Below are 26101 nucleotides of genomic sequence, written 5' to 3' on the forward strand. Positions count from 1 at the left end.
GGATAGTTATGGAGTCCCCCCATGCGTCTCGCCCTCCTCGCCTCCGCCGCCGTCCTCGCTCTCGCCGCCACCTCGGCGCGCGCGGAGGAAGGCATGTGGACCTACGACAACTTCCCCATCGCTCGCGCCAACGCGACCCTGGGCACGAACATCGACCAGGCCTTCCTGGACCGGGTGCGGCTGTCGTCGGTGAAGTTCGGCGGTTGTTCGGCGGGGGTGGTGTCGGGCCAGGGTCTGGTGATGACCAACAACCACTGCGTCGCCACCTGCGTCGCCAACCTGTCCACGCCGCAACAGCAATATGGCGAGACCGGCTTCACGCCAAAGACGCGCGAGGAAGAGCGCAAATGCCCCGGCGCCACGGCCGAAATCCTGACCGACATCTCCGACGTCACCGAGCGGATGCACAAGGCCGGCGAGGGCCTGGACGGTCAGGCCTTCACCCAGGCGCGCGAGGCCGAGGCCGGCCGGATCGAGACCGAAGCCTGCGGAAACGATCCCAAGATCCGCTGCCAGGTCGTCAGCCTGTATCGGGGAGGCCAGTTCAAGCTCTACAAGTTCCGCAAATACTCAGACGTCCGCCTGGCCTGGGCGCCGGAAGATCGTGCCGCGACCTTCGGCGGCGACCTCGACAACTTCTCCTTCCCGCGCTTCGCCATCGATGCGGCCTTCATCCGCCTGTACGAGGACGACAAGCCGGTCGAGACGCCGATCCACTTCACCTGGAACGCCGACAAGCCCACAGAGGGCGAGGCCGTCTTCGTCTCGGGCAATCCGGGCGCGACGCAGCGCCTGCTGACGATGGATCAGTTGGCGACGATCCGCGACGTGGTCCTGCCGCTGGACCAGCTCATCGCTTCAGAGCTGCGTGGTCGCCTGATCCGCTATGCCGAGGAAGGCGAGGACCAGGCCTTCATCGCCATGGACCCCATCGTGGGCGTCGAGAACACCTACAAGCGCGGCCTGGGCCGGATGCGCGCCCTGACCGACGCCAACTTCATGACGGCCAAGGCGGCGGCCGAGGTTGATTTCATGCAGCGCTACGCCGCCGCGAACAGCGCTGGCCCTGATCCGTGGGGCGCGCTGGAAGCCGTCCAGCCTCTCGCCCGCGAACTCTACGCCCCCACCGCCCTGCTTGAGGGCGGCACCGCCCTGGGCACGACCTCGGTCGCGGGTGGATCCCAACTGTTCCAGTGGGCGCGCGCCATCGTGCGCGGCGCGCAGGAGCGGGCCAAACCGTCGGACCAGCGTCTGGCCGAATACGCCGACAGTCGCCTGCCCGGCGTCGAATCCGGCCTGTTCGCCGAACGGCCTACCTATCCTGAGCTGGAGCAGATCCGGCTGGAGTGGTGGCTGTCCAAGACGCGGGAATGGCTGACGGTCGACAGCCCCCACGTCCGCATTTTGCTGGGCAAGGAAAGCCCCGAGGGTCTGTCGGCCCGCGTCGTCGCGGGCACCAAACTGGCCGATCCGGCCGTGCGCCGCGCCCTGTGGACCGGCGGACTGGCGGCGGTTCAGGCGTCGGACGATCCGCTGATCCAGTATGTGCTGTCGATCGACGCCGACGCTCGCGCCGTTCGCACGGAATGGGAGAACAAGGTCAAGGCCCCGACCGACCGCGCCTCCGAGCAGTTGGCGACCGCGCGGTTCGCCGCCTATGGCGACGCCGTCTATCCCGACGCCACCGGCACCCTGCGCCTGACCTATGGCCAGGTCGAAGGTTCGGACGTGCCGGGCCAGCGGTTCGCCGCCTTCACCACCTTCGCCGGCCTGTGGGACCGCGCCACCGGCGCCGAGCCCTTCGCCGTCGCGCCCAAACTTCTGGCGGCCAAGGACCAGATCGATCCCAACGCGGTGATGGACATGGCGGTCTCGACCGACACCATCGGCGGCTCGTCCGGCTCGCCCGCCATCAACGCCAGGGGCGAGATCATCGGGGCCAACTTCGACTCCACCGTCCTGACCCAGCGCAACGCCTATGGCTATGATCGCGCCGTCAACCGCAGCGTCATCGTCACCACCCAGGCCGTGACCGTCGCCCTGCGCGACGTCTATGGCATGGACCATCTGGTCGAGGAGCTGGGCGTAACCCGGTGAGCGAGGTCGTCTTCCGCGCGGCGACGCCTGACGATGTCGCCGCGCTTCATCCCCTGATCGAGCGCGCCTATCGCGGCGAAACGGCCAAGGCCGGCTGGACGCATGAGGCGGACCTGTTGTTCGACGACCGGACCAGTGCGGACGAGCTGACGGCCCTGGTAGCCGATCCCGACCGGGTCGTCCTGCTGGCGCATCGCGATGGCGTCCTGATCGGCTGCGTCCAGGTGGCCCGCGCAGGCGAGGACCTGGCCTATCTCGGCATGCTGACGGTCGAGCCGACCCTGCAGGCGTCCGGCCTGGGCCGCCGCCTGCTGACCGCCGCCGAGGTCGAGGCTGTCGCCCGGTTCGGCGCGCGTCGCATGGAGATGACGGTCATCCGCCGCCGCACCGAACTGATCGTCTGGTACGAACGGCGCGGCTATGCCCCCACCGGTGAGACCCGCCCCTTCCCCGTCGATCCGCCCCGGCCGGAACTGGCTTTCGTGGTGTTGGAGAAGGCGCTCTAGCCGTCTTTCGTCCACAGACGACAACAATAAGCGTGTTCCGCATTTGTTCTCGCCGTGCTCTAACAGTTTGCGGCGGTCGGCGGTGATGGAGGACGGGATGAACGACGGAATACTGGCCCATATGATGGCCGAACTGGATGCGGAACTGGCGCGGGCGGAATCGTCCCTGCCCGCCCATCCCGAACACACGCGCCAGACCGAGATCATGCGCGCCCTGGCCCTGGGGCTGGGCAATTTCGAGCGGATGCGGGCGCACGACGTGCATCTGCTGGCCGCCAGCCTGTCGCCCCGCTGGGCGGCCTGACCTAACCCGCCGTATTCACCTTCGCCACCACCGACATCCCCGGAGCCAGGCGTCCGGCGGCTTCCTGACCGGGATCGATGCGGATGCGGACGGGGATGCGCTGGGCGACCTTGGTGAAGTTGCCGGTGGCGTTGTCGGGGCGGATGACGCTGAACTCGCTGCCGGCGGCGGGGGCGATGCGTTCGACGTGGCCGCGCAGGGTCTGGCCGCCCAGGGCGTCCACGGTGATCTCGACCGGCTGACCGACGCGGATGTTCTTCATCTGCGTCTCCTTCATGTTGGCCGTGACCCAGACCACGTCGGGGACCAGGCCCATCAGCTGGGTTCCTGCAGTGACATACTGGCCCTGACGCACGCCGATCTCGCCCAGGCGGCCGGGGCGGGGGGCGGTGATGCGGGTGTTGGCCAGATCGATCTGAGCCAGGCGCACGGCGGCCTGGGCGTTCTCGACGGCGGCGGCCAGGCTGTCGCGGCCGACGACGGCCGAGGTGACGCCGGTCTGGGCGATCCCCTCGGCGGCGCGGGCCTGGGCGACCTGGGCCTGGGCGCTGCGCAAGGCGGCTTCGGCGATGTCGACATTGGCCTGGGCCACCCAGCCGCCGGCCTTCAAGGTCCGCGCGCGGTTGGCGTCGGCCTGAGCCCGCGTCAGCGTCGCCTCTGCGGCGGCGATGGAGGCGCGCTGCTGGGCCACCGATCCGCGCGCGGACGCCTGGGTCTGGGTCGAGTTGGACAAAGCCGCTTGAGCGGAGTGCAGGCTGGCCTCGGCCTGCTCCAGCCGCTGGCGATAGATGCGGTCGTCCACCTGGGCTAACAGTTGACCCTGCTGCACCGACTGGAAGTCCTGGACCGGCACCTGGACCACATAGCCGTTCACCTGCGGGCTGATGATGGTCACCTGGCCGCGCACATAGGCGTTGTCGGTGCGCTGGATCGCGCCCTTGAACGGCGGCAACTGCCAGGCATAGAGCACCATCAGGACGCCCAGCAGGGCGACCCCGGCGGCGATGACGGCCCAAAGCACATTCTTCTTGGGCGCGGGCGCGGGCGTGGGCGCAGGGGCAGGGGCGGCGGGGGCCGGTTGAGGTGCGGTGGCGGGCGGGGCGGCGTCGGTCATGGCGGGTCTCGGTTCAATCTGCAGCAGCGACGGCGGCTGCGTTAGCCGCAGCGTCGGTCGTGTTGTTCTTGGCGTCGCGGCGCGCCTTCCAGCGCGGGCGAAGATGGGTGACGGTCACCCAGGCGCAGCCCAGGGCCGCGATCACGGCGATGACCAGGAAGACGTCGTTGTAGGCCAGGACATTGGCCTGCTGCGTCACCTGTCGGCCCAGCAGGGCCGCGCCCTCGGCGTTCAGCAGGGCCGGGTCGGTGATGGTGGACGCATAGGCGCCCGACAGTTGGCGCAGGCGCAGCGCGACCTGCGGATCGAGGGCCGAGATGCCGGCCGCCAACTGGTTGGAATGGTATTTCTCGCGGACGATCTGCAGCGTGCCGGTCAGGGCGCCGCCGGCCAGACCGCCCACGTTCTGAAGCACGCTGAACATGACGATGAAGCTGATCAGGTTCTGCTTGCCCTGGGTCAGCACCTTGGCGATGCCGATCATCAGGGCCGGGCCGATGAACATGGCCGAGGCGAAGGCGATCAGGGCCTGGCTGAAATAGAGCTGGGCCGGGCGGGTCAGCACGGTCGAATGGCTGTCCATCCACGCGCCGACCGCGATCAGGGCCAGGGCGATGGCGATCGGCTTGTTCAGCTTCTCCATGTTCAGGGTGAAGGCGCTGACCAAGGTGCCGGCGATCATCGACAGCAGGATGACGACGAACAGCCCATGCAGCTGGTCCGGTCCCAGGCCGACGACCGTCAGAAAGCCCACGGCGCCCGAGGTCTGTTCGGTCAGCACCATACGGATCAACAGGATGGCCCCAAACAGCCGCAACAGGTCCGGCCCCGTCAGCCAGCGCGTGTTGATCAGCGGATTTTTCCGGTTGTGCTCGACCAAAAAAGCGGCGGTCAACAGGACGATGGAGCCGACCAGGGCCCATCCGATCCAGGGGGCTTGCGTCCACCACACGATCCGCCCCAGGCCCAGCGCGGCGCACAGCAGGGCAACCCCCGGCGCGAACAGGGCGAAGGTCAGAAAGTCCAGCCGGTCGAACACCCGCAGCCGTTCGGACGGCGGCAGTTTGACCACCTGCACCGCGCCCCAGGCGACCAGACACATGCCCAGTTCGAACATATAGAAGGCGCGCCAGTCGCCGAGTTGCAACAAGCCGGGCATCGCCAGGCGAGAGATCGGCACGGCGAAACTGGCCAGGCCGATGCCGATGATCAGCCCCTTCAGCCGGTGCGCCGCCGGGAAGGCCTGGATGATATAGAGGAAGCCCAGGCTGCTTAGGCCCGCGCCCGCCATGCCGGCGATGGCCCGCACCAAGAGGGTCGACTGATAGTTGTCGACGAACAGGTGGGCGGCGCAGACCAGCACGAAAGCGCCCAGGAAGATCTGGGTGAACAGGCGCAGCCCATACTGCATCCTGAACTTGACCAGGATCAGGTTCATGCAGGCGTTGGTCATGACGAAGACGACCGGCAGCCAGGCGGCCTCGGTGATCGTGATCCCCAGCGAGCCTTGCAGGTTCTGGATGTTGGCGGTGACGGCGGCGTTGCCCAACGATCCGACCATGGCGACCAGCAGGCCGGTCAGGGCGTACTGGATCCGCATCGGCCAGGAATGGTCGGGCGTGGCGGGCGAGCCGGGCATCATCGGCCGCTCGTGCGGCTTTAGCGTCTCGACATACTGTTCCCAGGGCAGGTGCCAGTTGTTGCGGGCCATCAGCGGGGCTCCCCGCGAGGCTTCAGTCCGTCGAGGATGATCGCGCGGGTGCGCAGCGACACGGCCTGACGCTCGGCCGCGTCGGCGCCCTGGAAGCCGGCGCCCAGCAGGGTGGCGATCAGACGGATGTCCATCGGCCGCAGATCCTCCCTCACCAGGCCGGCGGCCTGGGCCCGCGCCAGCGGTGCGGCGCCCGCCTCCATCAAGCTCTGCCGCAAGGGGGTAAGCGCATCCGGCGACCGCACGTTCCGCACGACCCCGGCCAGGCCCGCATTGCGCACCATGTCCTCGGCCAGCCGGTCCAGAAACCAGAAGAAGACCGACGGATCGTCCCCCTGTTCGGCAGTGCGCCGACCCAGGTCCGCGACATCGGCCTCCAGCACGGCCAGCGCCAGTTCGGTGCGGTCGGCGAAGTGGCGATAGAGGGTGCCGCGCCCGACCCCGGCCTTTTCGGCGATCAGGTCCAGCGGCGCGTCCAGACCCTGGTCGGCGAAGACCGCGCGCGCGGCTTCCAGCACGGCGGCGCGGTTGAGGACGGCGTCCTTGCGGACAGGTTTGGAGGCGAGGCGCGACATGGCAGCACGCTTAAATGGACAATGGTGTCCGCTTTTCAAGTCATCCGTTACGACGGAATCAAAGAAAAAGGGCCGGGCGATGTGTCGCCCGGCCCTTCGGTTTTGGTCGCTAGACGAACCGATCAGCTGTCGGCTTGCCAGCCGCCGGCCAGCGCCCGGAACAGGGCGATCTGGTAGGTGGTGACCAGGGCGTCGGACTGGGCCAAGGCCGCGTCGGCAGCCGCCTGGGTGCGTTCGGCGTCCAGCACCAGCAGGAAGCTGTCGGCGCCGGCGTTGAAGCGCAGGCGCGACAGGTCGGCGGCGCGGGCCGCCTGGTCGCGCGCCTCGGTCAGGGCGGCACGGCGGTCCAGCTCGTTGGCGTAGTTGGACAGGGCCGTTTCCGTCTCCTGCAGGGCCGTCAGCACCGTCTGGTCGAAGGTGGCCAGAGCGGCGTCCGACCGTGCGCCGGCGGCCTTGATCTGGGCGCGGGCGGCGAAGACGTTCGGGAACGACCAACTGATCAGCGGACCGAAGCTGAAGCGCGTATTTCCAGAATCGCCCAAGCCGTCGGCGTCCAGCGCCGTCGAACCATAGGAACCGCCCAAGGTTATCCGCGGATACAGATTGGCGGTCGCCACGTTCACGCGGGCGGCGGCGGCGGCCAGATTGGCCTCGGCCTCGCGCACGTCGGGGCGACGCGCCAAGAGGGCCGCGCCGTCGCCGACCGGGATCGGCTGGCTGAGTTGCGGCGGGCGAACGCAGGCGGCGGCGGCCTGGCTGGCCTCAGCGGGGGTGGCCCCGGTCAAGGTGGCCAGGCGGAACAGCGCCTCGTTGCGGGCCGCGCGCAGGGTCGGCAGGGTCGAGGCTGTCTGAGCCAGGGCCGCGCGGGCGCTGGCCACGTCCAGCCCGGTGCCGGCCCCGCCGTCGAGCAGAGTCTGGGTCAGGTTGGCGGTGTTGCGTTGCAACTCAAGCGTCCGTTCGGCCACCGCGATCTGCGCATTGGCCGAGCAGGTGTCGGCATAGGCGCGGGTCGTCTCGGCCGCGACCGTCACCTGGACCGTGGCCAGGGCGGCCTCGGCGGCGCGGGCGTCGGCGCGGGCGGCGCGGATGGTGGATTCCACTCGCCCGAACAGATCGACTTCATAGGAGGCCTCGATCCCGACGTCGTAGGTGTCGATCTCGGGGATCGTCGTGCCGGCGGGAATACCGGGCTGAGCCGCCAGACTGGCCGACGAACCCTGCGACCGGGTGACGCCGCCGCTGGTCGTCGTGGTCGGGAAGCGGCCCACGCGGGCCTCCGACAGCGACGCCCGGACGGCGCGCAGGTTGGCGAAGGCAGCTTCCAGCTGGTTGTTCTCGGCGAAGGCCTGCTGGATCAGGGCGTCCAGCGTCGGGTCTTCATACAGCCGCCACCAGTCGTCGCGCGCCGCAGCGGTCGAGACGGTGGGGCTGGCCGAGCCGATGAAGCCCCCCGTCCCGGCGACGGGCAGGTCGGCAGGCGGCGCCTTGGGCCCGACCGCGCAGGCGGCGAGCAGGGCGCCAGAAGCCGTCAATTGGGCCGCAGCGGTCAGGAAGCTAAGGGTCTTGTTGCGGGTCATCAGATGTCCCCTCCCCGGCCGGTCGCGGGCGCCGGAGCGTTCGGATCGGTCAGGTCGCTGGTTTCGTCGTAACGCACGGCCCGATCAGAAGCGTTGTCGGGGGTCGTGGTCGGCTTGGGCTTTCCGCCTTGCGGCAGCTTCGAGGACAGCCAGCGGCTGACCACATAGAAGACCGGCGTGAAGATCAGGCCGAAGAAGGTCACGCCCAGCATGCCCGAGAAGACGGACGTGCCCAGCGATTGCCTCATCTCCGCGCCCGGACCCGTCGCCAGCATCAGCGGCACGACGCCGAGGATGAAGGCGAACGAGGTCATCAGGATCGGGCGCAGACGGGTCTTGGCGGCGGCGACCGCAGCCTCGAACCGGTTCATGCCCTGGTCTTCTTCGGCTTGCTTGGCGAACTCGACGATCAGGATGGCGTTCTTGGCCGCGAGCGCGATCAGAACGACGAGCCCGATCTGGACCAGGATGTTGTTGTCCAGACCCCGCAGGTTCACCCCGATGATGGCCGCAAGCAGACACATCGGCACGATCAGAATAACCGCCAGCGGAAGCGTGAACGCCTCATACTGAGCCGCCAGCACCAGGAAGACGAACACAACCGCCATCAGGAAGATGACCGTCGCGCCCGAACCGGCCGCCTTCTGCTGATAGGCCAGACCCGTCCATTCGTAGGAGAAGCCCTGGGGCAGGTTCTGCGCGGCCATGGTTTCCATGATCTGCAGCGCCTCACCCGAAGACACCCCGGCTGCGGCGTTGCCCTGAAGCTCGGCCGCAGGGAACAGGTTGTAGCGCACGATCCGCGACGGGCCGGAATCGTTCACCAGGTTGGCCACCGAACCGATCGGCACCATGGCCCCCGACGACGACTTGGTCTTCAGGTTGGCGATATCGGCGATGTCGTCGCGGGACTGTGGCTCCGCCTGCGCGGTCACCCGGAAGGTGCGGCCCAGCATGTTGAAGTCGTTGACGTAGGACGAGCCGAGATAGACCCCCAGCGTGTCGAACACGGCGCTGGGCTGGACGCCCATCATCAGCGCCTTGTCACGATCGACGTCGGCGGTGATGCGGGGCGAGGCGGTATTGTAGGTCGAGAAGACCTGGCTGACCTCAGTCGGCGCCTGGGCGGCGGCGCCCATCATGGCGAAGGTCGCGCCTTCCAGCGGACGATAGCCGGCGCCTTCGCGATCCTGGATCATCATCGAGAAGCCGTTGCCCGTGCCCAGACCCTGCACCGCCGGGGGGGCGATGACGAAGATCTGCGCGTCCTCGATCTGACCGGTGGCCTGGGTGATGGCCCCGGCCAGGGCGGCGGCGGCCTCTTCCTTGGTGCGGTCTTCGAACGGACTCAGACGCACGAAGATGGTCGCGGCGTTGGAGCCGAAGGAGAAGCTGGAGCCGTCCAGGCCGGCGAAGGCGATGGCGCCGTCGACGCCCGGGGTCTGGCGAATGATGTCGCTGGCGCGGGTCATCACGGCTTCGGTACGGTCCAGCGAAGCGCCGGCCGGCAGTTGGATGACGCCGATCAGGAAGCCCTGATCCTGCTCGGGAATGAAGCCCGAGGGTGTATCGATCAGGCGCCAGGCCGTCAGGCCCAGCAGACCGGCATAGATGATCAGCACCAGGCCGACCGTGCGCACCAGACGCGCCGTCAAGCGGCCGTAGCGGTCCGACAGCCAGTCGAAGCCTTCGTTGAACTTACGCCCAGCCCAGCCGCCGTAATAGACGACCGTGCCCAGGACGCCCGGCTTGCGGGCATGTTCATGGTCCTTCTTGTGCGGCTTCAGCAGCAGGGCGGCCATGGCCGGCGACAGCGTCAGCGACACGAACAGCGAGATGACCGAGGCCGAGGCGATCACGACCGCGAACTGGCGGTAGAAGATGCCTGGGATGCCGGGCACGAACATGGTCGGCACGAACACCGACACCAGCACCAGGCCGATGGCGATCAGGGCGCCGGACACTTCCTGCATCGATCGATAGGCCGCCTCTTTTGGCGTGAGGCCCTCGCTGATGGCCCGCTCCACGTTCTCGACCACCACGATGGCGTCATCGACGACGATGCCGACCGCAAGGACGAGGGCGAACAGGGACAGGGAGTTGATCGAATAGCCCAGCGCCAGCTGCACCGCGAAGGTGCCGACCAGGGCGACAGGAATGGCGATGATCGGGATGATGGCCGCACGCCAGGTCTGAAGGAAGACCATGATCACGATGACGACCAGGATGACGGCTTCGACCAGCGTGTGCTGAACCGACTCCACCGAGGCGGCGACGAACTCGGTCGGGTTATAGGGCACCGAGATGTTCATGCCGGCGGGCAGTTCGGCCTTGAGGGCATCGACTTCGGCCAGGACACGATCAGCGGTGCCCAGCGCGTTGGCGCCCGGCTGCTGAACGATCGCGACGCCGACGCCGCGCTTGCCGTCGAAGAAGCCGCGAATGCCGTAGTCCTGGGCGCCCAGTTCGATCCGCGCCACGTCGCGCAGATAGGTGACGCGCCCTTCGGCGTCGGTCTTCAGGATAACCTTGGAGAATTCTTCGGGATCGCTCAGACGGCCCTGAACCTGGACCGGGAGCTGGAAGGAGGAAGCGTTGTTGGCAAAGGGCGGCTGACCGATTGAGCCGGCCGCAGCCTGGACGTTCTGGGCGCGCAGGGCGGCGACGATCTCGGGGCCCGTCAGACCGCGCTCGGCCGCCTTGGCCGGGTCGATCCAGACGCGCATCGAATAGTTGCCGCCGCCGAACACCTGAACCGCGCCCACGCCTTCGATGCGCAGCAGGCGGTCCCGCAGCGTCGAGTTGGCGTAGTTGCCGACATAGTCGTTATCCAGGGTGCCGTCGGGCGACGTCAGCCCCAGGATCATCAGGAAGCCGCTCTCGGCCTTGTTGACCACGACACCCGTCTGACGAACCGCCTCGGGAAGACGAGGCTCGGCCAGGGCGACGCGGTTCTGGACCAGCACCTGTGCGGAATCGAGGTCCGTTCCGGGCTGGAATGTCACGGTGATCGCCACCGCCCCGTCCGATGTGGACGAGGAGGTGATGTAGAGCATGTTCTCGACGCCGTTCACCTCCTGCTCGATGGGGGCGGCGACGGTCTCGGCTAAAGTCTCGGCCGAGGCGCCGGGATAGGCGGCGTTGATGGTGATCGTCGGCGGCGCGATCTCCGGATACTGCGACAGGGGCAGCAGCGGATAGGCGGCGATGCCGATGATGGAGATCACCACCGCGATCACGGCCGCGAAGATCGGCCGGTCGATGAAGAAGCGGGAGATGTTCATGGCTTAGCCAGCGGGAATGGAGTTGGCGAACGAGGCGCTGGACGCCGGGGCCGCCTGGGTGACCGGCGCTTGCGACGCATCGGCTGCGACCGGCTGGATCTGACCGTTCTTGGGCGTGACCTTGGAACCCGGCTGGGCCGCGCGTTGCAGGCCGGCGATGATGACGCGGTCGGTCGGAGCCAGGCCCGAGCGGACGACGCGCAGGCCCTGGACGATCGGGCCGAGCTGAACGGCCTTGTTCGTCACGGTGCCGTCGGCGTTGACCACGGCGACGGTGCGGCGGGCCTGATCCGTGCCGATGGCCGAATCCGGCACCAGCAGGGCGTCGTAGGCGCCAGCGCCGGCGACTTGGGCGCTGCCGAACATGCCGGGGCGCAGGAAGCCGTCGGCGTTCGGCAGGATGGCGCGCAGGCGGATGACGCCCGAGGCGGTGTCCACGGCGTTGTCCGAGAAGTCGAGACGGCCGCTGTGCTTGTAGGTACTCTCGTCCTGCAGGCGGACGTTGACGGTCGCGCCCTGATTGGCGCCGCCCTCACGCAGATACTTCAGCAGGACCGCTTCCGAACCGTCGAAGACGAAGTGGATCGGGCCGCCCGAGATGATGGTGGTCAGGACGTCGCCGGCCGACGAACCGCCGGCGATGACATTGCCCGGATCGACGCGACGGTCGGACACGCGGCCCGAGGTGGGCGCCGTGACGCGGGTGTAGTCCAGATTCAGACGCGCCGTGCGGACGGCGGCGTTTCCGGCCGCCAGATTGGCCTGGGCCGCATCGACGGCGGCCTTGTTGGAATCATATTCGGCCTTGGACACCGCCTGCGAGGCCAGAAGCGTCTCGCTGCGGGCCAGGTTGGCGCGGGCCAGCGACAGCTGCGACTGGGCCTGAGCGACCTGGGCCTGAGCCTGGGCCAAGGCGGCCTGGGCCGGGCGCGGATCCAGGGTGAAGAGCAGTTGGCCGCGCTGGACCATCTGTCCGTCGCGGAAGTGAACCGCCTGGATATAGCCGCCGACGCGGGCGCGAACGTCCACGCTCTCGACCGCTTCGAAGCGCCCCGTGAACTCGTCCCAGTCCCTGACCTGCTGCTTCAGCGGCGTGGCCACTGTCACAGGAGGCGCGCCTTGCGCCGGAGCCTCCGCCTTGGGGGAACAACCATAAAGCGCACCCGTCGCCATGACGGATACAGCCGCAATCTTCAGCCCGCGCATCTGCGCATTCTCCCTGTCGGAGGTAAATCCCAGTCGTGCGGACAGAGGCCGATGGGGAGCGGCCTTGTCAACGCGTGGTGACTTAATGATCGGGGCCATGCCGCTTGTCAACAGGCGTTGACAAAGCCATATGTGATCTACGGTTATTCACCTGTGGAGTGTCATCACCTTGTTATGTCCCGGCCCACGCCCGAGAAACGCCGCCGCGACCCGCACGGCCATTCTCGATGCTGCGCGTGAGAGATTCGCGGCTGACAGCTATGACGACGTCGGCATGCGCGACATTGCGCGCGACGTCGGCGTCGATGCCGCGCTGATCAGCCGCTACTTCGGCTCCAAGGACGACCTGTTCCTGGCCGCGCTGGACAGCTGCGGCGACGGCAGCGCCCTGATGTCGGGCGAGAAGGCCGATTTCGGCCGGCGCGTGGCCCACGAGATCGTCTTCGAACCCAAGAAGGCCGAGAAGCTGAAGGGCATGTCGATCATGCTGCGCTCCATCGGCTCGGCCAAGGCGTCGGAAATGGTCCAGACCACCTGCACCCAGCGCTTTTTCGGCCCGCTGGAGGAATGGCTCGCCGGACCGGACGCCACGGTGCGCGCCCGGGTGCTGGCCGGCTTCCTGATGGGCATGTCCGTCAGCCGCGAGCTGGGCGGCGGTAGTTTCGATCTGGAACCTGCCGAGTGCGAACGGATGCGCGACCGGCTGGCGCCGATCCTTCAGGCCCTGATCGACGGCTGATCACACCCCGGAATGCAAAAGGGCGCGGAGGGAAACCTCCGCGCCCTTTGTCTTGTCCGACGACCGGCCTCAGTGCGAGGCGGTCGAGGTCACTTCGGCCCGCGCCTTGGTGCGGATACAGGCGATGGCGAAGACGGTCAGACCGACATAGCCCAGCATCGGCACGATGAAAGCCGGTTGCAGCCGGCCCGCCGCATCGGCGATGTGCGCCGCGACCTGGGGCAGAAGCGCGCCGCCGATGATGCCGAAGACCAGCAGGCCCGAGGTCGCCGAGGTCGGGGCTGTCGAACGCTCCAGCGTCAGGGTGAAGATGGTCGGGAACATGATCGAGTTGAACAGACCGATCGACAGCACGGCGTAGGCCGCCGTCGGACCGCCGATCTGGCTGACGATGAGGCACAGGATTCCCGCCGCCACGGTGCAGCAAACCAGGACGATGCCGGGGCGAACCTTGGTCAGGACGGCCGAGCCGATGAACCGGCCGACCATGGCGCCGCCCCAGTAGAGGGCGACCATCTTGCCCGCCGTCTCGATGGGGGCGTTCAGGATGTCGGGGCTTTCCAGGAAGTTGGTCAGCATGCCGCCGATGGCGACTTCCGATCCGACATAAAGAAAGATGGCCAGGGCGCCGAAGACGGCCCAGGGCGAGGAAAGCGCCTTCAGCGGCGACACGGCGTTTGTCGTGGCCGGAGCGGCGGCGTTGATCTTCTTGCGCGCCGTGAAGATGAAGACGGCGACCAGGGCGAAGAAGGACCCCATGCCCAGGAAGGCCATGTCGATGCTGCGCAGCGACTGTGTGCGCGTGGCGACGGTGACGACCGCGCCGGCGGCGAAGACGCCGCCCGTCAGCAGGACGTGCGAGCCCAGCCACGGCCCGATCGTGGTGCCCAGAGAGTTGAAGGCCTGAGACAGGTTCAGGCGGCTGGACGCGCCCTTGGGGCTGCCAAGTTCGGCGACCAGCGGATTGGCCGCGACCTGCAACAGGGTCACGCCCGAGGCGATGACGAACAGGGCGATCAGCACGCCGGGATACCAGTCGGCGGCCGTGGCGGCCGGCACGATCAGACAGCCCGCGACCATGACGATCAGGGCGCCGATGATCGAGCGGCTATAACCCAGCTTGCTCAGAACCGACGCGGCCGGCAGCGACATCAGCCCATAGGCGATGAACCAGGCGAAGGTGGTCAGGAAGGCCTCGGCGTTGTTCAGGTCGAACACGCGCTTCACCGCCGCGATCAGCGGATCGATCAGAGAGGTGGCGAAGCCCCAGGCGAAGAAGAGCGTGGTGACGTAGGCGAAGGCCAGGCCCGCGCCCTGGCGTTTTCCGGTGTCCGGAACGGTCATGGATGTGATCCCCCAGTGAAACAGAACGGCCGCGCTGTGCTCGCGCGGTTCTCGTCTCGCTTGGTTCCGACATCGCGCGACAGGCGTCCAGCCGAAAAGCGTCGTCTGTAACGAAACTTTCCCGCCATGCTGCGTCATGGGCAAAGAAAAGGGCCGCCTCGCGAACGCGGCGGCCCAAGTTTGCTCAGAAGAGAGGAGTGGAAATCAGAACTTGTAGTTCATGCCGACCGCGAAGGTCCGGCCATAGCTCTGATAGTCGATGGTCCGGCGCTCATCGCCGTTTTCGAAGGTCTTGAACGGCTCGTCGGTCAGGTTGTTAACCTGGGCCAGGATGGACAGACCCTCCAGCGGACCGGCCTGGAACTCGTAGCCGATCTGGGCGTCGACGACGGTCTCCGCCGCGACCGACCGCAGGGTGCGGCCGTTGCCGAAACCGGCGACCTCGCCCAGGTAGTCCGAGCGGTGACGGGCGGAAACGCGGGTTTGGAAGCCGTAGCGCTCATAGTAGAGAGAGCCGTTGATCACGTTCTCCGACAGGCCCGGCAGAGCGGTCGGGGGCTGGGTCGGATCGGGCTGGACCTCGCTGTCCGTCGTCGAGGCGCTGAACTGGGCGCCGAAGCCTTCCAGCGCCGGATGGAAGATGTCGAACGGCGCCGAGATCGAGAACTCCAGCCCCTTGATCCAGCCGCCTTCGCCGTTGTCGGGAGCGCCCACCAGACCCTGCCGCAGAGCCGGCTCTGGATTGGTCGGCGAGATCGTGCCGATCGGATAGCCGGTGAAATCGACGATCTGGTTGCGGTTATAAACGTAGCTTTCCAGATGCTTGTAGAAGGCCGCCAGCGAGACATAGCCCTTGCGGTTGGCGAAATACTTCTCGAACGACAGGTCGATCACGTCGGCGATGAAAGGCTTGAGTTCGGGATTGCCGCCGCCGCCCCCCCATGGGGACTGGTTGATGTCGGTCGATTGAGCCAGGCCGGCGTTATAGCTGAAGTTACGCGAGGCGCGCATATCGTCCATACGCGGACGCGCCAGGGTGCGCGCCACGGCCATACGCGCGAACATGTCGTCGCCGACTTCCAGGATGAAGTTCGAGCTGGGCAGGATTTCCAGATATTCGGCGCCGCCGTTGACGGCGATGGTCTCCGACACGCCCGGCCCGACCTGGCGCGCCGAGAAACCGTTCGAACTCTGGTCGGTATAAACGAACTGCATGCCGATGTTGCCGGTCAGGGCGCGACCGAACAGGTTGTGGTCGATGTTGGCGCGAACGTAGGCTGTAGAAACCTTTTCGGTGACTTCCCAGTTGCCGGCGGTGACGTCGGCGTTCGGATTGCGGATGCGGTTCAGGGCGCCGCTGTTGACCAGGCCCAGAGCGTCGTAGCTCAGCACCTGCGAAATGCCGAGGTAGCCGAGATCGGTCGGATCCAGCAGGAAGGCCGTGGGCACGGTCAGGTCCCCGCCGCCGGGGACGCCGAGATAGAACTGATCGTTGACGAAGCTCTTCTGGCGTTCGGTGTAGTTGGCGCCGAAATCGATCGACTTGAACGGGCTCTGGTGCAGTTCGCGTGTGACGGAGAAGCGGGCGGCCTTGATCTCGTCCTCGATGGACGGCGTGTTCATGTAGCCGGCTTGGCCCTCGGGGATCACGTCGCCGCCCCAGCCTTGCGGGCTGGTGATCTTGATCAGAGCCGGATCGGCATAGTTCAGGCGGCTGGTGAAACGGGTCACGCCGTCGTCGGTCAGCTCGAAGCCCAGGCTGTCCAAGGCGCCGTTGATGTTGCGGCCCGTGCCGGCGTTGGTTTCCAGGATGATGTCGTTGCGCTCGACCTTGGAGTAGCTGAGGTCCAGGTTCGCCGACCAGTCGTCGTTCAGGACGAACTCGGTGTTCCAGCCCAGGGCTGTGATGTTGCTCTCGCGCTTGTTCAGGTCATTGCGGACGACGCCCTTGATGTTGTCCCATGTGCCGGCGACGATAAGGCCGTCTTCTAGCGTATAACCGGGACGCAGCGCCGGCGCGGGACGGCAGATCGCCGACGGCACGTTCACCGTACAGTCGCCCGACGAACCGCCCCAGGCCAGCGGGAACTCGATGCCACGCAGGACCTGGGTGTTCTTGAACTCGGAATAGAAGGCGTCGATCGTGGAGTGGATGCGGTCGTTCGGGCGCCATTCCAGCACGCCCATATAGCCGTCGCGCTCCAGCTCCGACGACATGACGTAGGGCTTGACGCCGCCCGTCAGCAGATTGCCATCGGTGTAGTTCGGATAGCCCCAGGCGTTGAACCGCTCCGACTGATAGGGCGAGCTCATGTGGGCGTAACCCAGGGCCACGCCCAGGGTGCCGTCCAGGAACTGGTCGATGTAGGAGACGGTGTAGCGGTCGCCCTTGTCGGTCGTGCCCGAGTTCAGTGCGCCGATGTCGTTCCACTCATGGCGATAGTTCATCGCGATGGCCTGACGACCGTAGGCCAGCGGGCGCACGGTGCGCAGATCGACGGTGCCGCCCAGGCCCTGGCCGATCAGGGACGCATCCGGGGTCTTGTAGACGACGACGCTCGACAGCAGCTCGGCGGGGAACTGGTCGAACTCGACACCGCGGTTGTCGCCGGTCGTGACCAGCTCGCGCCCGTTCAGCAGGGCGGTGGTGAAGTCGGGACCCAGGCCCCGGATCGAGATCGCCTGGCTGCGGCCGTCCAGGCGCTGCATCGTCACGCCGGGCAGGCGCGCCAGGGATTCGGCGATGGACACGTCCGGCAGCTTGCCAATGTCTTCCGACGAGATGACCTCGACGATCGAGGTGTTGTTGGCCTTGGCGTTGATCGACGCCTCGATGGAGCGGCGGATGCCGGTGACCACGATCTCGCCGACTTCCGTCGCTTGATCGTCGGCCTGAAGGGGCGTGGCGGCGGTCTGGGCTTGCGCCGCGCCGACCGACATCATGGCGGCTGCGCCGAAGGCGACGCCGGATAGCAGGCGCGCGCGCCGGTTGAGACGTTGGAACATGGTCATCCTCCCTGGGGCTGATCGCGATTCTGAGCGTCGCAATCTGAAACCGTCGCAAAAATATGCAAATCTTTGGCAAGGTTGCAAGCAGTTAATATTGTCGCCCGATTTCAGCCCTCCCCAGGCGTTTCTTCAAGCCCCTGTAGGCTGGACGTAGGGCAACGAATGGCGACGCTTGCGCTGCATTGCAGCAAATTAAACCCGCGTTGACAGGCCCGGCCATTGCTGCAAAATCTTGCAAATCGATCTGGAAGGCTTTGCATTTTCCAGACAGCAGGGAGCGATCGTCATGAGGAAGAGGACCGCCGTCCGAAACGGACTGCACGCCATGGCGGCCGCAGCGAGCCTGCTGGTGGCCTCCAACGCCAGCGCCGACAGCCTGGCCGATCTGCGCCAGCGCCTGCCCCAGGACGAGGTGATCTATTTCCTGCTGCCGGATCGGTTCGCCAATGGCGATCCGTCGAACGACCACGGCGGTTACGCGGCCGAGCGGCTCAAGAGCGGCTTCGATCCGTCTGACACCGACTTCTATCACGGCGGCGATCTGGCGGGCGTGACCCAGCGGCTGGACTATATTCAAGGCCTGGGCGCCACAGCCGTCTGGCTGGCGCCCGTCTTCAAGAACAAGCCGGTCCAGTCGCACGGCAACTACACCGGCGCGGCGCACCACGGCTATTGGATCACCGACTTCACGGCCGTCGATCCGCACTTCGGCGATGAGGCGGCGATGCGCGCCCTGGTCGAGGCCGCCCATGCGCGCGGCATGAAGGTCTATCTGGACATCGTCGCCAACCACACCGCCGACGTGATCCAGTACCGGGAATGTCCCGAGGGGCGCTGCGCCTATCGCAGCCGCGCCAACTATCCCTACACCCGTCGCGGCGGCGTCGATGGCGCGCCGATCAACGAAGGCTTCGACGGCCGCGACTTCTCGCGTCTGACCCGGCCCGACTACGCCTATACGCCCTACGTCCCGGCGGGCGAGGAGAACGCCAAGGTTCCGGCCTGGCTGAACGATCCGATCCACTATCATAACCGGGGCGAGAGCACCTTCTCGGGCGAAAGCTCGCTGGACGGGGACTTCGCCGGTCTGGATGACCTGCTGACCGAGGACCCTGTGGTCGTCCAAGGCATGATCGACATCTTTGGCGGCTGGATCGACAAATACGGGATCGACGGCTTCCGCATCGACACCGCACGCCATGTGAACCCGGAGTTCTGGCAGGCCTTCATCCCCGCCATGATCGCCCGCGCCGAGGCCAAGGGAATCCCGAACTTCCACATCTTCGGCGAGGTCTATGACCACGATCCGGCCGTGACGGCGCGGTTCACGCGCGTCGACGGCTATCCGGCCGTGCTGGACTTCCCGTTCCAGAAACAGGCGGTGGACGCGGCTTCGGGCAAGGTCGGCACCGACGCCCTGTCCAAGCTGTTCGACGCCGACACGATCTACGACAAGGGCGCCGACACAGCCGCCATCCTGCCGACCTTCCTGGGCAACCACGACATGGGCCGGGTCGGCTTCTTCGTGAAAAAGGCCAATCCGAACGCGAGCGACGCGGAACTGCAGTCGCGCATCGCCCTGGCTCACGCCCTGATGATGTTCAGCCGGGGCGTGCCGACACTGTATTACGGCGACGAACAGGGCTTCGCCGGCGCGGGCGGATACGGAAACTCGCGCCAGGACATGTGGCCCAGCCAGACCCCGGTCTATGCAAACGAGACGCCCGTCGGCGGTCGCCAGCCCGCCTATTCCACCGACGCGCCTCTGTATCGCGCCATCGCCGAAATGGCGCGCATCCGCGCCGCCGAACCGGCCCTGCGACGCGGCCGTCAGGTGGTGCGCGCCTATGGCGACAAGCCGGGCCTGTTCGCCATTTCGCGCATCGGCCAGGACGGGAGTGAAATCCTGATCCTGTTCAACACCTCGACCACGCCCGTCGCCGCACAGGTCGAGGTGGAGCCCGGCTCGCTTCGGTGGCAGGGTCTGCGCGGTGATTGCGCCGTCCAATCCTCGGCGCCCGCCAGTGTCGGCGTCCGCGTCCCTCCCCTCGATTACCTCGTCTGCAAGAGCGTCCCGTGACCGCCCAGCCTCTCGATCTTTCCACGGCTGACGCCGCCCCTGCCCTCGCCCACGACTGGTGGCGGGGGGCGGTCCTTTATCAAATCTATCCGCGTAGCTTCGCCGACTCCAACGACGACGGCGTCGGCGACCTGAAGGGGATCACCGAGCATCTGGATCATGTCGCCTCGCTGGGCGTGGACGGGATCTGGCTGTCGCCCTTCTTCACGTCGCCGATGAAGGACTTCGGCTATGACGTGGCGGACTATTGCGACGTCGATCCGATCTTCGGCGACCTCGCCGACTTCGACGCCTTGATCGCGCGCGCCCATGCCTTGGGCCTGAAGGTCGTCATCGATCAGGTCTTCTCCCACACCTCGGACGAACACCCCTGGTTCGTGGACAGCCGCGCCGGTCGCCACGGCGAACACGCCGACTGGTATGTCTGGGCCGACGCCAAGCCGGACGGTTCGCCGCCGTCGAACTGGCAGTCGGTGTTCGGCGGCCCGGCCTGGACGTGGGACGCGCGGCGCGGCCAATACTACATGCACAATTTCCTGGCCTCCCAGCCTCAGCTGAACGTCAGGAACCCGGCGGTGCAGGACGCCCTGATCGCGGCGGCGCGCTTCTGGCTGGACAAGGGGGTGGACGGCTTCCGCCTGGACGCCATCAACTTCGCCATCCACGACCCGTCCCTGCGCGACAATCCGCCCATCGCCGACGGCAAGAAGCGGACGCGGCCGTTCGATTTCCAGGACAAGATCTACAACCAGTCCCACCCCGACATCATCGGCTTTTTGAACCGCGTCCGCGCCCTGACCGACAGCTATGACAGCCGGTTCACGGTGGCGGAGGTCGGCGGCGATCACGCCGACCGCGAGATGAAGGCGTTCACCGCCGGGAACGACCGGCTGCATTCCGCCTACGGCTTCCTCTACCTCTATGCCGATGCGCTGAAGCCCGAACTGATCGGCGTGGGCGACAGCATGTGGCCGGACCAGCAGGGCGAAGGCTGGCCCTCCTGGACCTTCTCGAACCACGACGCGCCGCGCGCCGTCTCGCGCTGGGCCGAGGGCCGCGACGAGACGGCCTTCGCCCAGATGGCCCTGCTGCTGCTGATGTGCCTGCGCGGCAATGTCTTCGTCTATCAGGGCGAAGAGCTGGGCCTGCCGCAGGCCCAGGTGCCATTCGAGCGGCTGGTCGATCCCGAGGCCATCGCCAACTGGCCCCAGACCCTGGGCCGCGACGGCGCCCGCACCCCGATCCCCTGGGTGGGGTCCGCGCCCAACGCCGGCTTCTCGACCGTGGAGCCCTGGCTGCCGGTCGATCCACGCCACCTGACGCTGGCCGTCGATGCTGAGGAGGCCGATTTGACCTCGACCCTGCACGTCGCGCGCCGCGTCATCGCCCTGCGCAAGGCCCACCCGGCGCTGCGCCTGGGCGGTCTTGAACTGGTCGAGGCGCCCCAGGGTCTGGTGGTCTTCGAGCGGTTCGAACGCGGCGGGGAGGGCGAGCGCCTGTTGTGCGTCTTCAACCTGGGCCACGTCGCCATCGACTGGACGCCGCCTGCGAGGGCGCATCGCATCGAGGCGATCAATTGGACCGAGACGGACGCACAGACCCTGCCGCCTCTCGCCGGCCTGTTGTTCACGGTCTGAGGATGGGTTCAGCCGCCGCAGGTCTCGCGCACGATCAGCTCGGTGGGCACCCGCTCCGACCGGCCGGCGCCCACGTCGGCGCCGCCGTGGTCCAGCAGTTTGGACACCATCAGCCGGCCAGCCTTCATCGTGTCCTGGGCGATGGTGGACAGGGCCGGGCGCGAGTAGCGACTGAACGGCACATTGTCGAAACCGATGACCGAGACCTGGCCCGGCACGTCGATCCCCGCATGCAGCAGGGCGCGCACGGCGCCCAGGGCGATCTGGTCGGAGGCGGCCACCACCCCGTCGAAGGCGACGCCGCGCCGGATCAGGGCGTCCACCGTGGCCTCGGCAGACTCGACCTCGAAATGGGCCGATACGATCAGGTCCGGCTCGACCGCCAATCCGGCCTGGGCCAGGGCGTCCAGATAGCCGCGGTGCCGCTGCATCGACTCGGGCGGATCCAGATCGCCCAGGAAGACGATGCGCTTTCGCCCCAGCCGCGCCAGGTGCAGGGTCGCACGCCGTCCGCCCGAGATATTGTCCGAGCCGATGGAGCAATAGTCCTGATCCGGCAGTTCGGCGCCCCAGACGACAAAGCGATGGTCGGCGTCCACCAGCCGGTTGAAGGCCGAATGCAGGCTGGACTGACCCAGGAAGATCACCCCGTCCGCGCGGCTGGTGTTCAGCGCGCCCGACAGCTCGTCATAGTTGGCGGGCGAGATATGGCTCATCAACAAGTCGCAGCCGCGTTCGCGCGCCGCCTCGCCCACCCCGGCCAGCAGTTCGAGGAAGAAGGGATCGCTGAGGCGTCCTTCCCGACCCTGAGGACGCGGCACGACCAGGGCGATGGTGCCCTGGGCGCCAATGGGGCCGGCGGGCATGTGGCGGCGGAACGGATAGTCGTGTTCCTTCGCCAGCTTCCAGATCGTCTGTTTGGTGCGGTCGTTGACGGCGGGGCTGTCGTTCAGCGCGCGCGAGGCGGTGGCGATGGACACCCCCGCCAGGCGGGCGATGTCTTCCAGACGGGTTGTCTTGCGGCTCAAGGTCGCGGGTCCTCACAGCAGCATGGCGACGCTGCAAATTTTTCTGCAAATATTTCAGCCACCGTTCGCGGCGGTTGGCAAGAGGCGGCGTAACGGAGTTCCCATGATGCAACGCAGATCCTTCCTGGCCCTTGGCGGCGCTTCGATCCTGGCTTTCGGAGCGACCGGCGTGCGCGCCCAGACCACGCCGACCCACGCCCGCGCCAGCTCGCCCGGCGGCATGCTGACGGTCGAGGCCTTTACCGACAACGACGGCCGGCCGATGTATTCGGTCCTGCGCCAGGGCCGGGTCGTGGTGGCCCCGTCTAAGCTGGGCTTCCTGCTGACCGACGCCCCCGCCATCGAACGCGGCCTGGCCATCAGCGCCGGTCAGCCGGTCACCGTGGACGCTACCTGGGAACAGCCGTGGGGCGAGCGCCGCCTGATCCGCAACCACTACAACGAATGGCGCGTCGCCTATGCCGAGGCCGGCGGTCTGCAACGCCGCGTGGACGTGGTGTTCCGCCTGTATGACGACGGCCTGGGCTTCCGTTACGAATTCCCGGACCAGGCCGCGCTGAAGACCGTCCGCATCGGGTCGGAAATCACCGAGTTCAACCTGGCCGAAAACGGCGAGGCCCTGTGGTGCCCGGCCTGGGAATGGAACCGCGAGGAATACCTCTACAGCCGCACGCCGATCGACGCGGTGGGCAGCGCCCAGACCCCGATGACGGTCAAAGGCCAGTCGGGCCTGCACGTCTCGATCCACGAGGCGGCCTGCATCGACTACGCCGGCATGAACCTGCGCCGCTCCGAAGGCACCAAATTCCGCGCGCAGCTGACGCCCGGCCTGACCAACGCCTCCGTGGTGCGCGAAGCGCCGTTCAACACCCCGTGGCGCACGCTGCAGATTTCGGACAGCGCGGCGGGCCTGATCGATTCCAGCCTGATCCTGAACCTGAATGAGCCCAACAAGCTGGGCGACGTGTCGTGGTTCAAGCCGATGAAATACGTCGGCGTCTGGTGGGAAATGCACCTGGAGCTGAAGAGCTGGAACGCCGGCCCCAAGCATGGTGCGACCACCGAAAACACGGTCAAGCACATCGACTTCGCGGCCGAGCACGGCTTCGGCGGCGTCCTGGTCGAGGGCTGGAACAAGGGCTGGGACGGCCAGTGGTTCGCCAATGGTTCGGACTTCAGCTTCACCGAGGCCTACCCCGATTTCGACATCGAGGCGGTCTGCGCCCATGCCCGGTCCAAGGGCGTGCAGCTGATCGGCCACCACGAGACCGGCGGCAACGCCTTCCATTATGAGCAGCAGCTCGAACCGGCGATGGCCCTGTATGCACGCCTCGGCGTCCATTCGGTAAAGACCGGCTATGTCGCGGATGCGCAGGGCGCCCGAGTCGCCGGGCCGAACGGCCAGATGGTCATGGCCTGGCACGAGAGCCAGGCGATGGCCCAGCACCATATGAAGGTCGTCGAGACCGGCGCGCGCCACAAGGTCGCGATCAACGCCCACGAGCCGTTCAAGGATACGGGCCTGCGCCGGACCTATCCGAACATCATCAGCCGCGAGGGCCAGCGCGGTATGGAATATTCGGCCTGGGGCAATCCCGGCAATCCGCCCGAGCACGAGCCGAACCTGGTCTTTACCCGCCTGCTGGCCGGACCGATGGACTATACCCCCGGCATCTTCGGCATGGAGACGCGCAGCCCCGGCGGCTTGCAGACGACTTGGGCGAAGCAGTTGGCCCTGTATGTCGTCATCTACAGCCCGATCCAGATGGCCGCCGACCTGCTGGTCAACTACGAGGCCAATCCGGCGCCGTTCCAGTTCATCAAGGACGTGCCGGTCGACTGGGACGAGAGCCGCACCCTGGCCGCCGAAATGGGCGACTATGTCGTCACCGCCCGCAAGGAACGCGGCACTGACATCTGGGCCCTGGGGGCCGTCACCGACGAGCATCCGCGCGTCCTGTCCGCACCGCTGGACTTCCTGGACGCCAGCCGCCGCTATCGGGCCGAAATCTATCGCGACGGTCCAGAGGCCGACTACAAGGGCAAGCGCGAGGACATCGTCATCGAGCAACGCGAGGTCACGTCGGCTGACGTCCTGACCCTGGCCCTGGCGCCCGGCGGCGGCCAGGCGATCCGGTTCGTCCCGCTGGGTCGGAGCCGTCGGTGATGAGCATCGCCACTGATCTCCTTCTCCCCTCGGGGGAGAAGGTGGCTCGCGGAGCGAGACGGATGAGGGGGTTGGTTCCGCGCCCCGATCGTCCGACGCGAAATCCGCATCCGGTAGCCCCCTCATCCGAGCGGCTTCGCCGCCCACCTTCTCCCCCGAGGGGAGAAGCATCGGGTGTCCGTCCATGAGCCTGCTCGCCCACCGCCCGCGCCTGTCCGGCCTGGCGATCTGGAACATGTGCGTCGGCTTCTTCGGCATCCAGATCGGCTTCGGCCTGCAGAACGCCAACACCAGCCGGATCTTCCAGACCCTGGGCGCCGAGGTGGATTCGCTGGCCATCCTGTGGATCGCCGCGCCGCTGACGGGTCTGCTGGTCCAGCCGATCATCGGTCATTTCAGCGACAAGACCTGGACCCGGTTCGGGCGGCGTCGCCCCTATTTCCTGGTCGGGGCCATACTGACCACCCTGGCCCTGATCGCCATGCCCAACAGCCCCAGCCTGTGGTTCGCCGCGGCCATGCTGTGGATCATGGACGCCTCGATCAACATCACGATGGAGCCGTTCCGCGCCTTCGTCGGCGACAATCTGCCGGAAGAGCAACGCACCGCCGGCTATGCGATGCAGAGCTTCTTCATCGGCGCCGGCGCGGTCTTCGCCTCGACCCTGCCTTGGCTGCTGTCCAACGTCTTCGACATCGCCTCGACGGCCGAGGCCGGCGTCGTGCCCCTGTCGGTAAAGATCGCCTTCTACGTCGGCGCGGCGGGCTTGTTCGCAGCCGTGCTGTGGACCGTGCTTTCGACCAAAGAATACAGCCCCGAACAGATCGCCGCCTTCGAACGCGCGAAGCAGGCGGCGCTGGGCGCCCCTGCCGATGACGGCCCAGAGGCGCCGGCCCGCAGCGTCCAGGGCTGGATGACCTCCGGCTTGGTCTGCGCCGTCCTGGGCGGGCTGGGCTTCGTGCTGATTTCAGTGCTGGATCTGGAAAAGGAACTGCTGGTCCTCGCCGGCTTCTTCGCCGGTTTCGGTCTGCTGCAGATCGCAGTCGGCCTGATGCAGCGTCGCCGCATCGTCAACGCTGCGACCGAGATCCTGAACGACATCTTCCGCATGCCCGAGACGATGCGCGGCTTGGCGGTCGTTCAGTTCTTCAGCTGGTTCGCCCTGTTCGCCATGTGGATCTACACCACTGCGGCCGTGACCAGCTTCCATTACGGCACGACCGACACAACCTCGCCCGCCTATGCGACGGGCGCCGACTGGGTCGGGGTTCTGTTCGGGGTCTATAACGGCGTGGCGGCCCTGGCGGCCTTTACCCTGCCCGTTCTGGCCAAGCGTATCGGCCGCAAGGCGACCCACGCCCTGATGCTGTTGCTGGGCGCGGCTGGGCTGTTAGGGGTCTTCGTCATCCGCGAGCCGGGCCTGCTGTGGCTGCCGATGATCGGCGTCGGCTTCGCCTGGGCGTCGATCGTCTCCATGCCCTACGCCATCCTGTCGGCGGCGGTGCCGGACCGGAAGATGGGCGTCTATATGGGCGTCTTCAACATCTTCATCGTCGTGCCCCAGCTGCTGGCCGCCACCGTCCTGGGCCTGATCCTGAAGACCCTGTTCGACGGCCAGGCGATCTGGGCCCTGGTGCTGGGCGCCGTCTCCTTCGTGCTGGCTGCGGTCAGCGCGCTGTTCGTCCGCGAGTCCCGCTCGCTTCCCCCCACGCGCAATCCGTGA

At 67.1% G+C, this 26101-nt stretch carries 17 protein-coding genes; 8 read left to right on the forward strand and 9 right to left on the reverse strand.

Annotation, left to right across the window (positions count from 1 at the left end):
- Positions 1-21: 21 nt before the first annotated feature.
- From ACQY72_RS06005 to ACQY72_RS06015, 3 genes are all read left to right on the forward strand, one after another.
- On the forward strand, positions 22-2097 hold the full coding sequence (locus ACQY72_RS06005) for a S46 family peptidase (protein WP_428156336.1): 2076 nt from the start codon (positions 22-24) through the stop codon (positions 2095-2097).
- Complete coding sequence (locus ACQY72_RS06010) at positions 2094-2603, forward strand: GNAT family N-acetyltransferase (RefSeq protein WP_428156337.1); 510 nt, start codon at positions 2094-2096, stop codon at positions 2601-2603. The genes ACQY72_RS06005 and ACQY72_RS06010 overlap by 4 nt, the downstream gene beginning before the upstream one ends.
- Positions 2604-2700: 97 nt before the next feature.
- Positions 2701-2907 (forward strand): hypothetical protein, encoded by a 207-nt coding sequence (locus ACQY72_RS06015; protein ID WP_428156338.1) that lies wholly within the window; start codon positions 2701-2703, stop codon positions 2905-2907.
- A gap of 1 nt (position 2908) precedes the next feature.
- On the opposite strand, the gene ACQY72_RS06020 is transcribed toward ACQY72_RS06015, so the two are convergent.
- The 6 genes from ACQY72_RS06020 to ACQY72_RS06045 all read right to left on the reverse strand — a co-directional run bounded on the left by ACQY72_RS06020 (position 2909) and on the right by ACQY72_RS06045 (position 12374).
- Positions 2909-4021 (reverse strand): HlyD family secretion protein, encoded by a 1113-nt coding sequence (locus tag ACQY72_RS06020; RefSeq protein WP_428156339.1) that lies wholly within the window; start codon positions 4019-4021, stop codon positions 2909-2911.
- A gap of 13 nt (positions 4022-4034) precedes the next feature.
- Positions 4035-5732, reverse strand: coding sequence for an MFS transporter (locus tag ACQY72_RS06025; protein ID WP_428156340.1), 1698 nt, complete (start codon positions 5730-5732; stop codon positions 4035-4037).
- Entirely contained in the window at positions 5732-6307 is a 576-nt protein-coding gene (locus ACQY72_RS06030; RefSeq protein WP_428156341.1) for a TetR/AcrR family transcriptional regulator, read from the reverse strand. Before ACQY72_RS06030 ends, ACQY72_RS06025 begins: the two co-directional genes overlap by 1 nt.
- A gap of 122 nt (positions 6308-6429) precedes the next feature.
- Positions 6430-7884 carry an efflux transporter outer membrane subunit gene (locus ACQY72_RS06035; RefSeq protein ID WP_428156342.1) on the reverse strand — a complete coding sequence of 485 codons (1455 nt, stop codon included), beginning with the start codon at positions 7882-7884 and terminating at the stop codon, positions 6430-6432.
- Positions 7884-11168 carry an efflux RND transporter permease subunit gene (locus ACQY72_RS06040; RefSeq protein WP_428156343.1) on the reverse strand — a complete coding sequence of 1095 codons (3285 nt, stop codon included), beginning with the start codon at positions 11166-11168 and terminating at the stop codon, positions 7884-7886. Before ACQY72_RS06040 ends, ACQY72_RS06035 begins: the two co-directional genes overlap by 1 nt.
- A 3-nt stretch (positions 11169-11171) precedes the next feature.
- On the reverse strand, positions 11172-12374 hold the full coding sequence (locus ACQY72_RS06045; RefSeq protein WP_428156344.1) for an efflux RND transporter periplasmic adaptor subunit: 1203 nt from the start codon (positions 12372-12374) through the stop codon (positions 11172-11174).
- Between the two features lie 169 nt (positions 12375-12543).
- Between ACQY72_RS06045 and ACQY72_RS06050 the strand changes: the two genes are divergently transcribed.
- Positions 12544-13113, forward strand: coding sequence for a TetR family transcriptional regulator (locus tag ACQY72_RS06050; RefSeq protein ID WP_428156345.1), 570 nt, complete (start codon positions 12544-12546; stop codon positions 13111-13113).
- A 69-nt stretch (positions 13114-13182) separates the two neighbouring features.
- On the opposite strand, the gene ACQY72_RS06055 is transcribed toward ACQY72_RS06050, so the two are convergent.
- Entirely contained in the window at positions 13183-14457 is a 1275-nt protein-coding gene (locus ACQY72_RS06055) for a sugar MFS transporter (RefSeq protein WP_428156346.1), read from the reverse strand.
- A 204-nt stretch (positions 14458-14661) separates the two neighbouring features.
- Complete coding sequence (locus tag ACQY72_RS06060; RefSeq protein WP_428156347.1) at positions 14662-17463, reverse strand: TonB-dependent receptor; 2802 nt, start codon at positions 17461-17463, stop codon at positions 14662-14664.
- A 289-nt stretch (positions 17464-17752) separates the two neighbouring features.
- Between ACQY72_RS06060 and ACQY72_RS06065 the strand changes: the two genes are divergently transcribed.
- Both ACQY72_RS06065 and ACQY72_RS06070 read left to right on the forward strand, forming a co-directional pair.
- Positions 17753-19546 carry an alpha-amylase family glycosyl hydrolase gene (locus tag ACQY72_RS06065; RefSeq protein WP_428156348.1) on the forward strand — a complete coding sequence of 598 codons (1794 nt, stop codon included), beginning with the start codon at positions 17753-17755 and terminating at the stop codon, positions 19544-19546.
- On the forward strand, positions 19543-21183 hold the full coding sequence (locus ACQY72_RS06070; protein WP_428156349.1) for an alpha-amylase family glycosyl hydrolase: 1641 nt from the start codon (positions 19543-19545) through the stop codon (positions 21181-21183). The genes ACQY72_RS06065 and ACQY72_RS06070 overlap by 4 nt, the downstream gene beginning before the upstream one ends.
- Positions 21184-21191: 8 nt before the next feature.
- Here the strand turns inward: ACQY72_RS06070 and ACQY72_RS06075 are convergent, their stop codons facing one another.
- Entirely contained in the window at positions 21192-22211 is a 1020-nt protein-coding gene (locus ACQY72_RS06075; RefSeq protein ID WP_135193437.1) for a LacI family DNA-binding transcriptional regulator, read from the reverse strand.
- Positions 22212-22317: 106 nt separating this feature from the next.
- On the opposite strand from ACQY72_RS06075, the gene ACQY72_RS06080 reads away from it, so the two are divergent.
- Both ACQY72_RS06080 and ACQY72_RS06085 read left to right on the forward strand, forming a co-directional pair.
- Complete coding sequence (locus ACQY72_RS06080; RefSeq protein WP_428156350.1) at positions 22318-24378, forward strand: glycoside hydrolase family 97 protein; 2061 nt, start codon at positions 22318-22320, stop codon at positions 24376-24378.
- Between the two features lie 184 nt (positions 24379-24562).
- Positions 24563-26101, forward strand: a complete 1539-nt coding sequence (locus ACQY72_RS06085) for an MFS transporter (RefSeq protein ID WP_428156351.1) — start codon at positions 24563-24565, stop codon at positions 26099-26101.

Source organism: Brevundimonas sp. (genome assembly GCF_965279155.1).
GTDB lineage: Bacteria > Pseudomonadota > Alphaproteobacteria > Caulobacterales > Caulobacteraceae > Brevundimonas.

What these genes read in the sequence shown, in the direction of transcription:
- ACQY72_RS06085 (WP_428156351.1), top strand. Translation starts at nt 24,563, where the DNA reads ATGAGCCTGCTCGCCCACCGCCCGCGCCTGTCCGGCCTGGCGATCTGG.
- ACQY72_RS06030 (WP_428156341.1), bottom strand. Translation starts at nt 6,307, where the DNA reads ATGTCGCGCCTCGCCTCCAAACCTGTCCGCAAGGACGCCGTCCTCAAC.
- ACQY72_RS06035 (WP_428156342.1), bottom strand. Translation starts at nt 7,884, where the DNA reads ATGACCCGCAACAAGACCCTTAGCTTCCTGACCGCTGCGGCCCAATTG.
- ACQY72_RS06055 (WP_428156346.1), bottom strand. Translation starts at nt 14,457, where the DNA reads ATGACCGTTCCGGACACCGGAAAACGCCAGGGCGCGGGCCTGGCCTTC.
- ACQY72_RS06025 (WP_428156340.1), bottom strand. Translation starts at nt 5,732, where the DNA reads ATGGCCCGCAACAACTGGCACCTGCCCTGGGAACAGTATGTCGAGACG.
- ACQY72_RS06005 (WP_428156336.1), top strand. Translation starts at nt 22, where the DNA reads ATGCGTCTCGCCCTCCTCGCCTCCGCCGCCGTCCTCGCTCTCGCCGCC.
- ACQY72_RS06015 (WP_428156338.1), top strand. Translation starts at nt 2,701, where the DNA reads ATGAACGACGGAATACTGGCCCATATGATGGCCGAACTGGATGCGGAA.
- ACQY72_RS06065 (WP_428156348.1), top strand. Translation starts at nt 17,753, where the DNA reads ATGAGGAAGAGGACCGCCGTCCGAAACGGACTGCACGCCATGGCGGCC.
- ACQY72_RS06080 (WP_428156350.1), top strand. Translation starts at nt 22,318, where the DNA reads ATGCAACGCAGATCCTTCCTGGCCCTTGGCGGCGCTTCGATCCTGGCT.
- ACQY72_RS06040 (WP_428156343.1), bottom strand. Translation starts at nt 11,168, where the DNA reads ATGAACATCTCCCGCTTCTTCATCGACCGGCCGATCTTCGCGGCCGTG.
- ACQY72_RS06020 (WP_428156339.1), bottom strand. Translation starts at nt 4,021, where the DNA reads ATGACCGACGCCGCCCCGCCCGCCACCGCACCTCAACCGGCCCCCGCC.
- ACQY72_RS06060 (WP_428156347.1), bottom strand. Translation starts at nt 17,463, where the DNA reads ATGTTCCAACGTCTCAACCGGCGCGCGCGCCTGCTATCCGGCGTCGCC.
- ACQY72_RS06045 (WP_428156344.1), bottom strand. Translation starts at nt 12,374, where the DNA reads ATGCGCGGGCTGAAGATTGCGGCTGTATCCGTCATGGCGACGGGTGCG.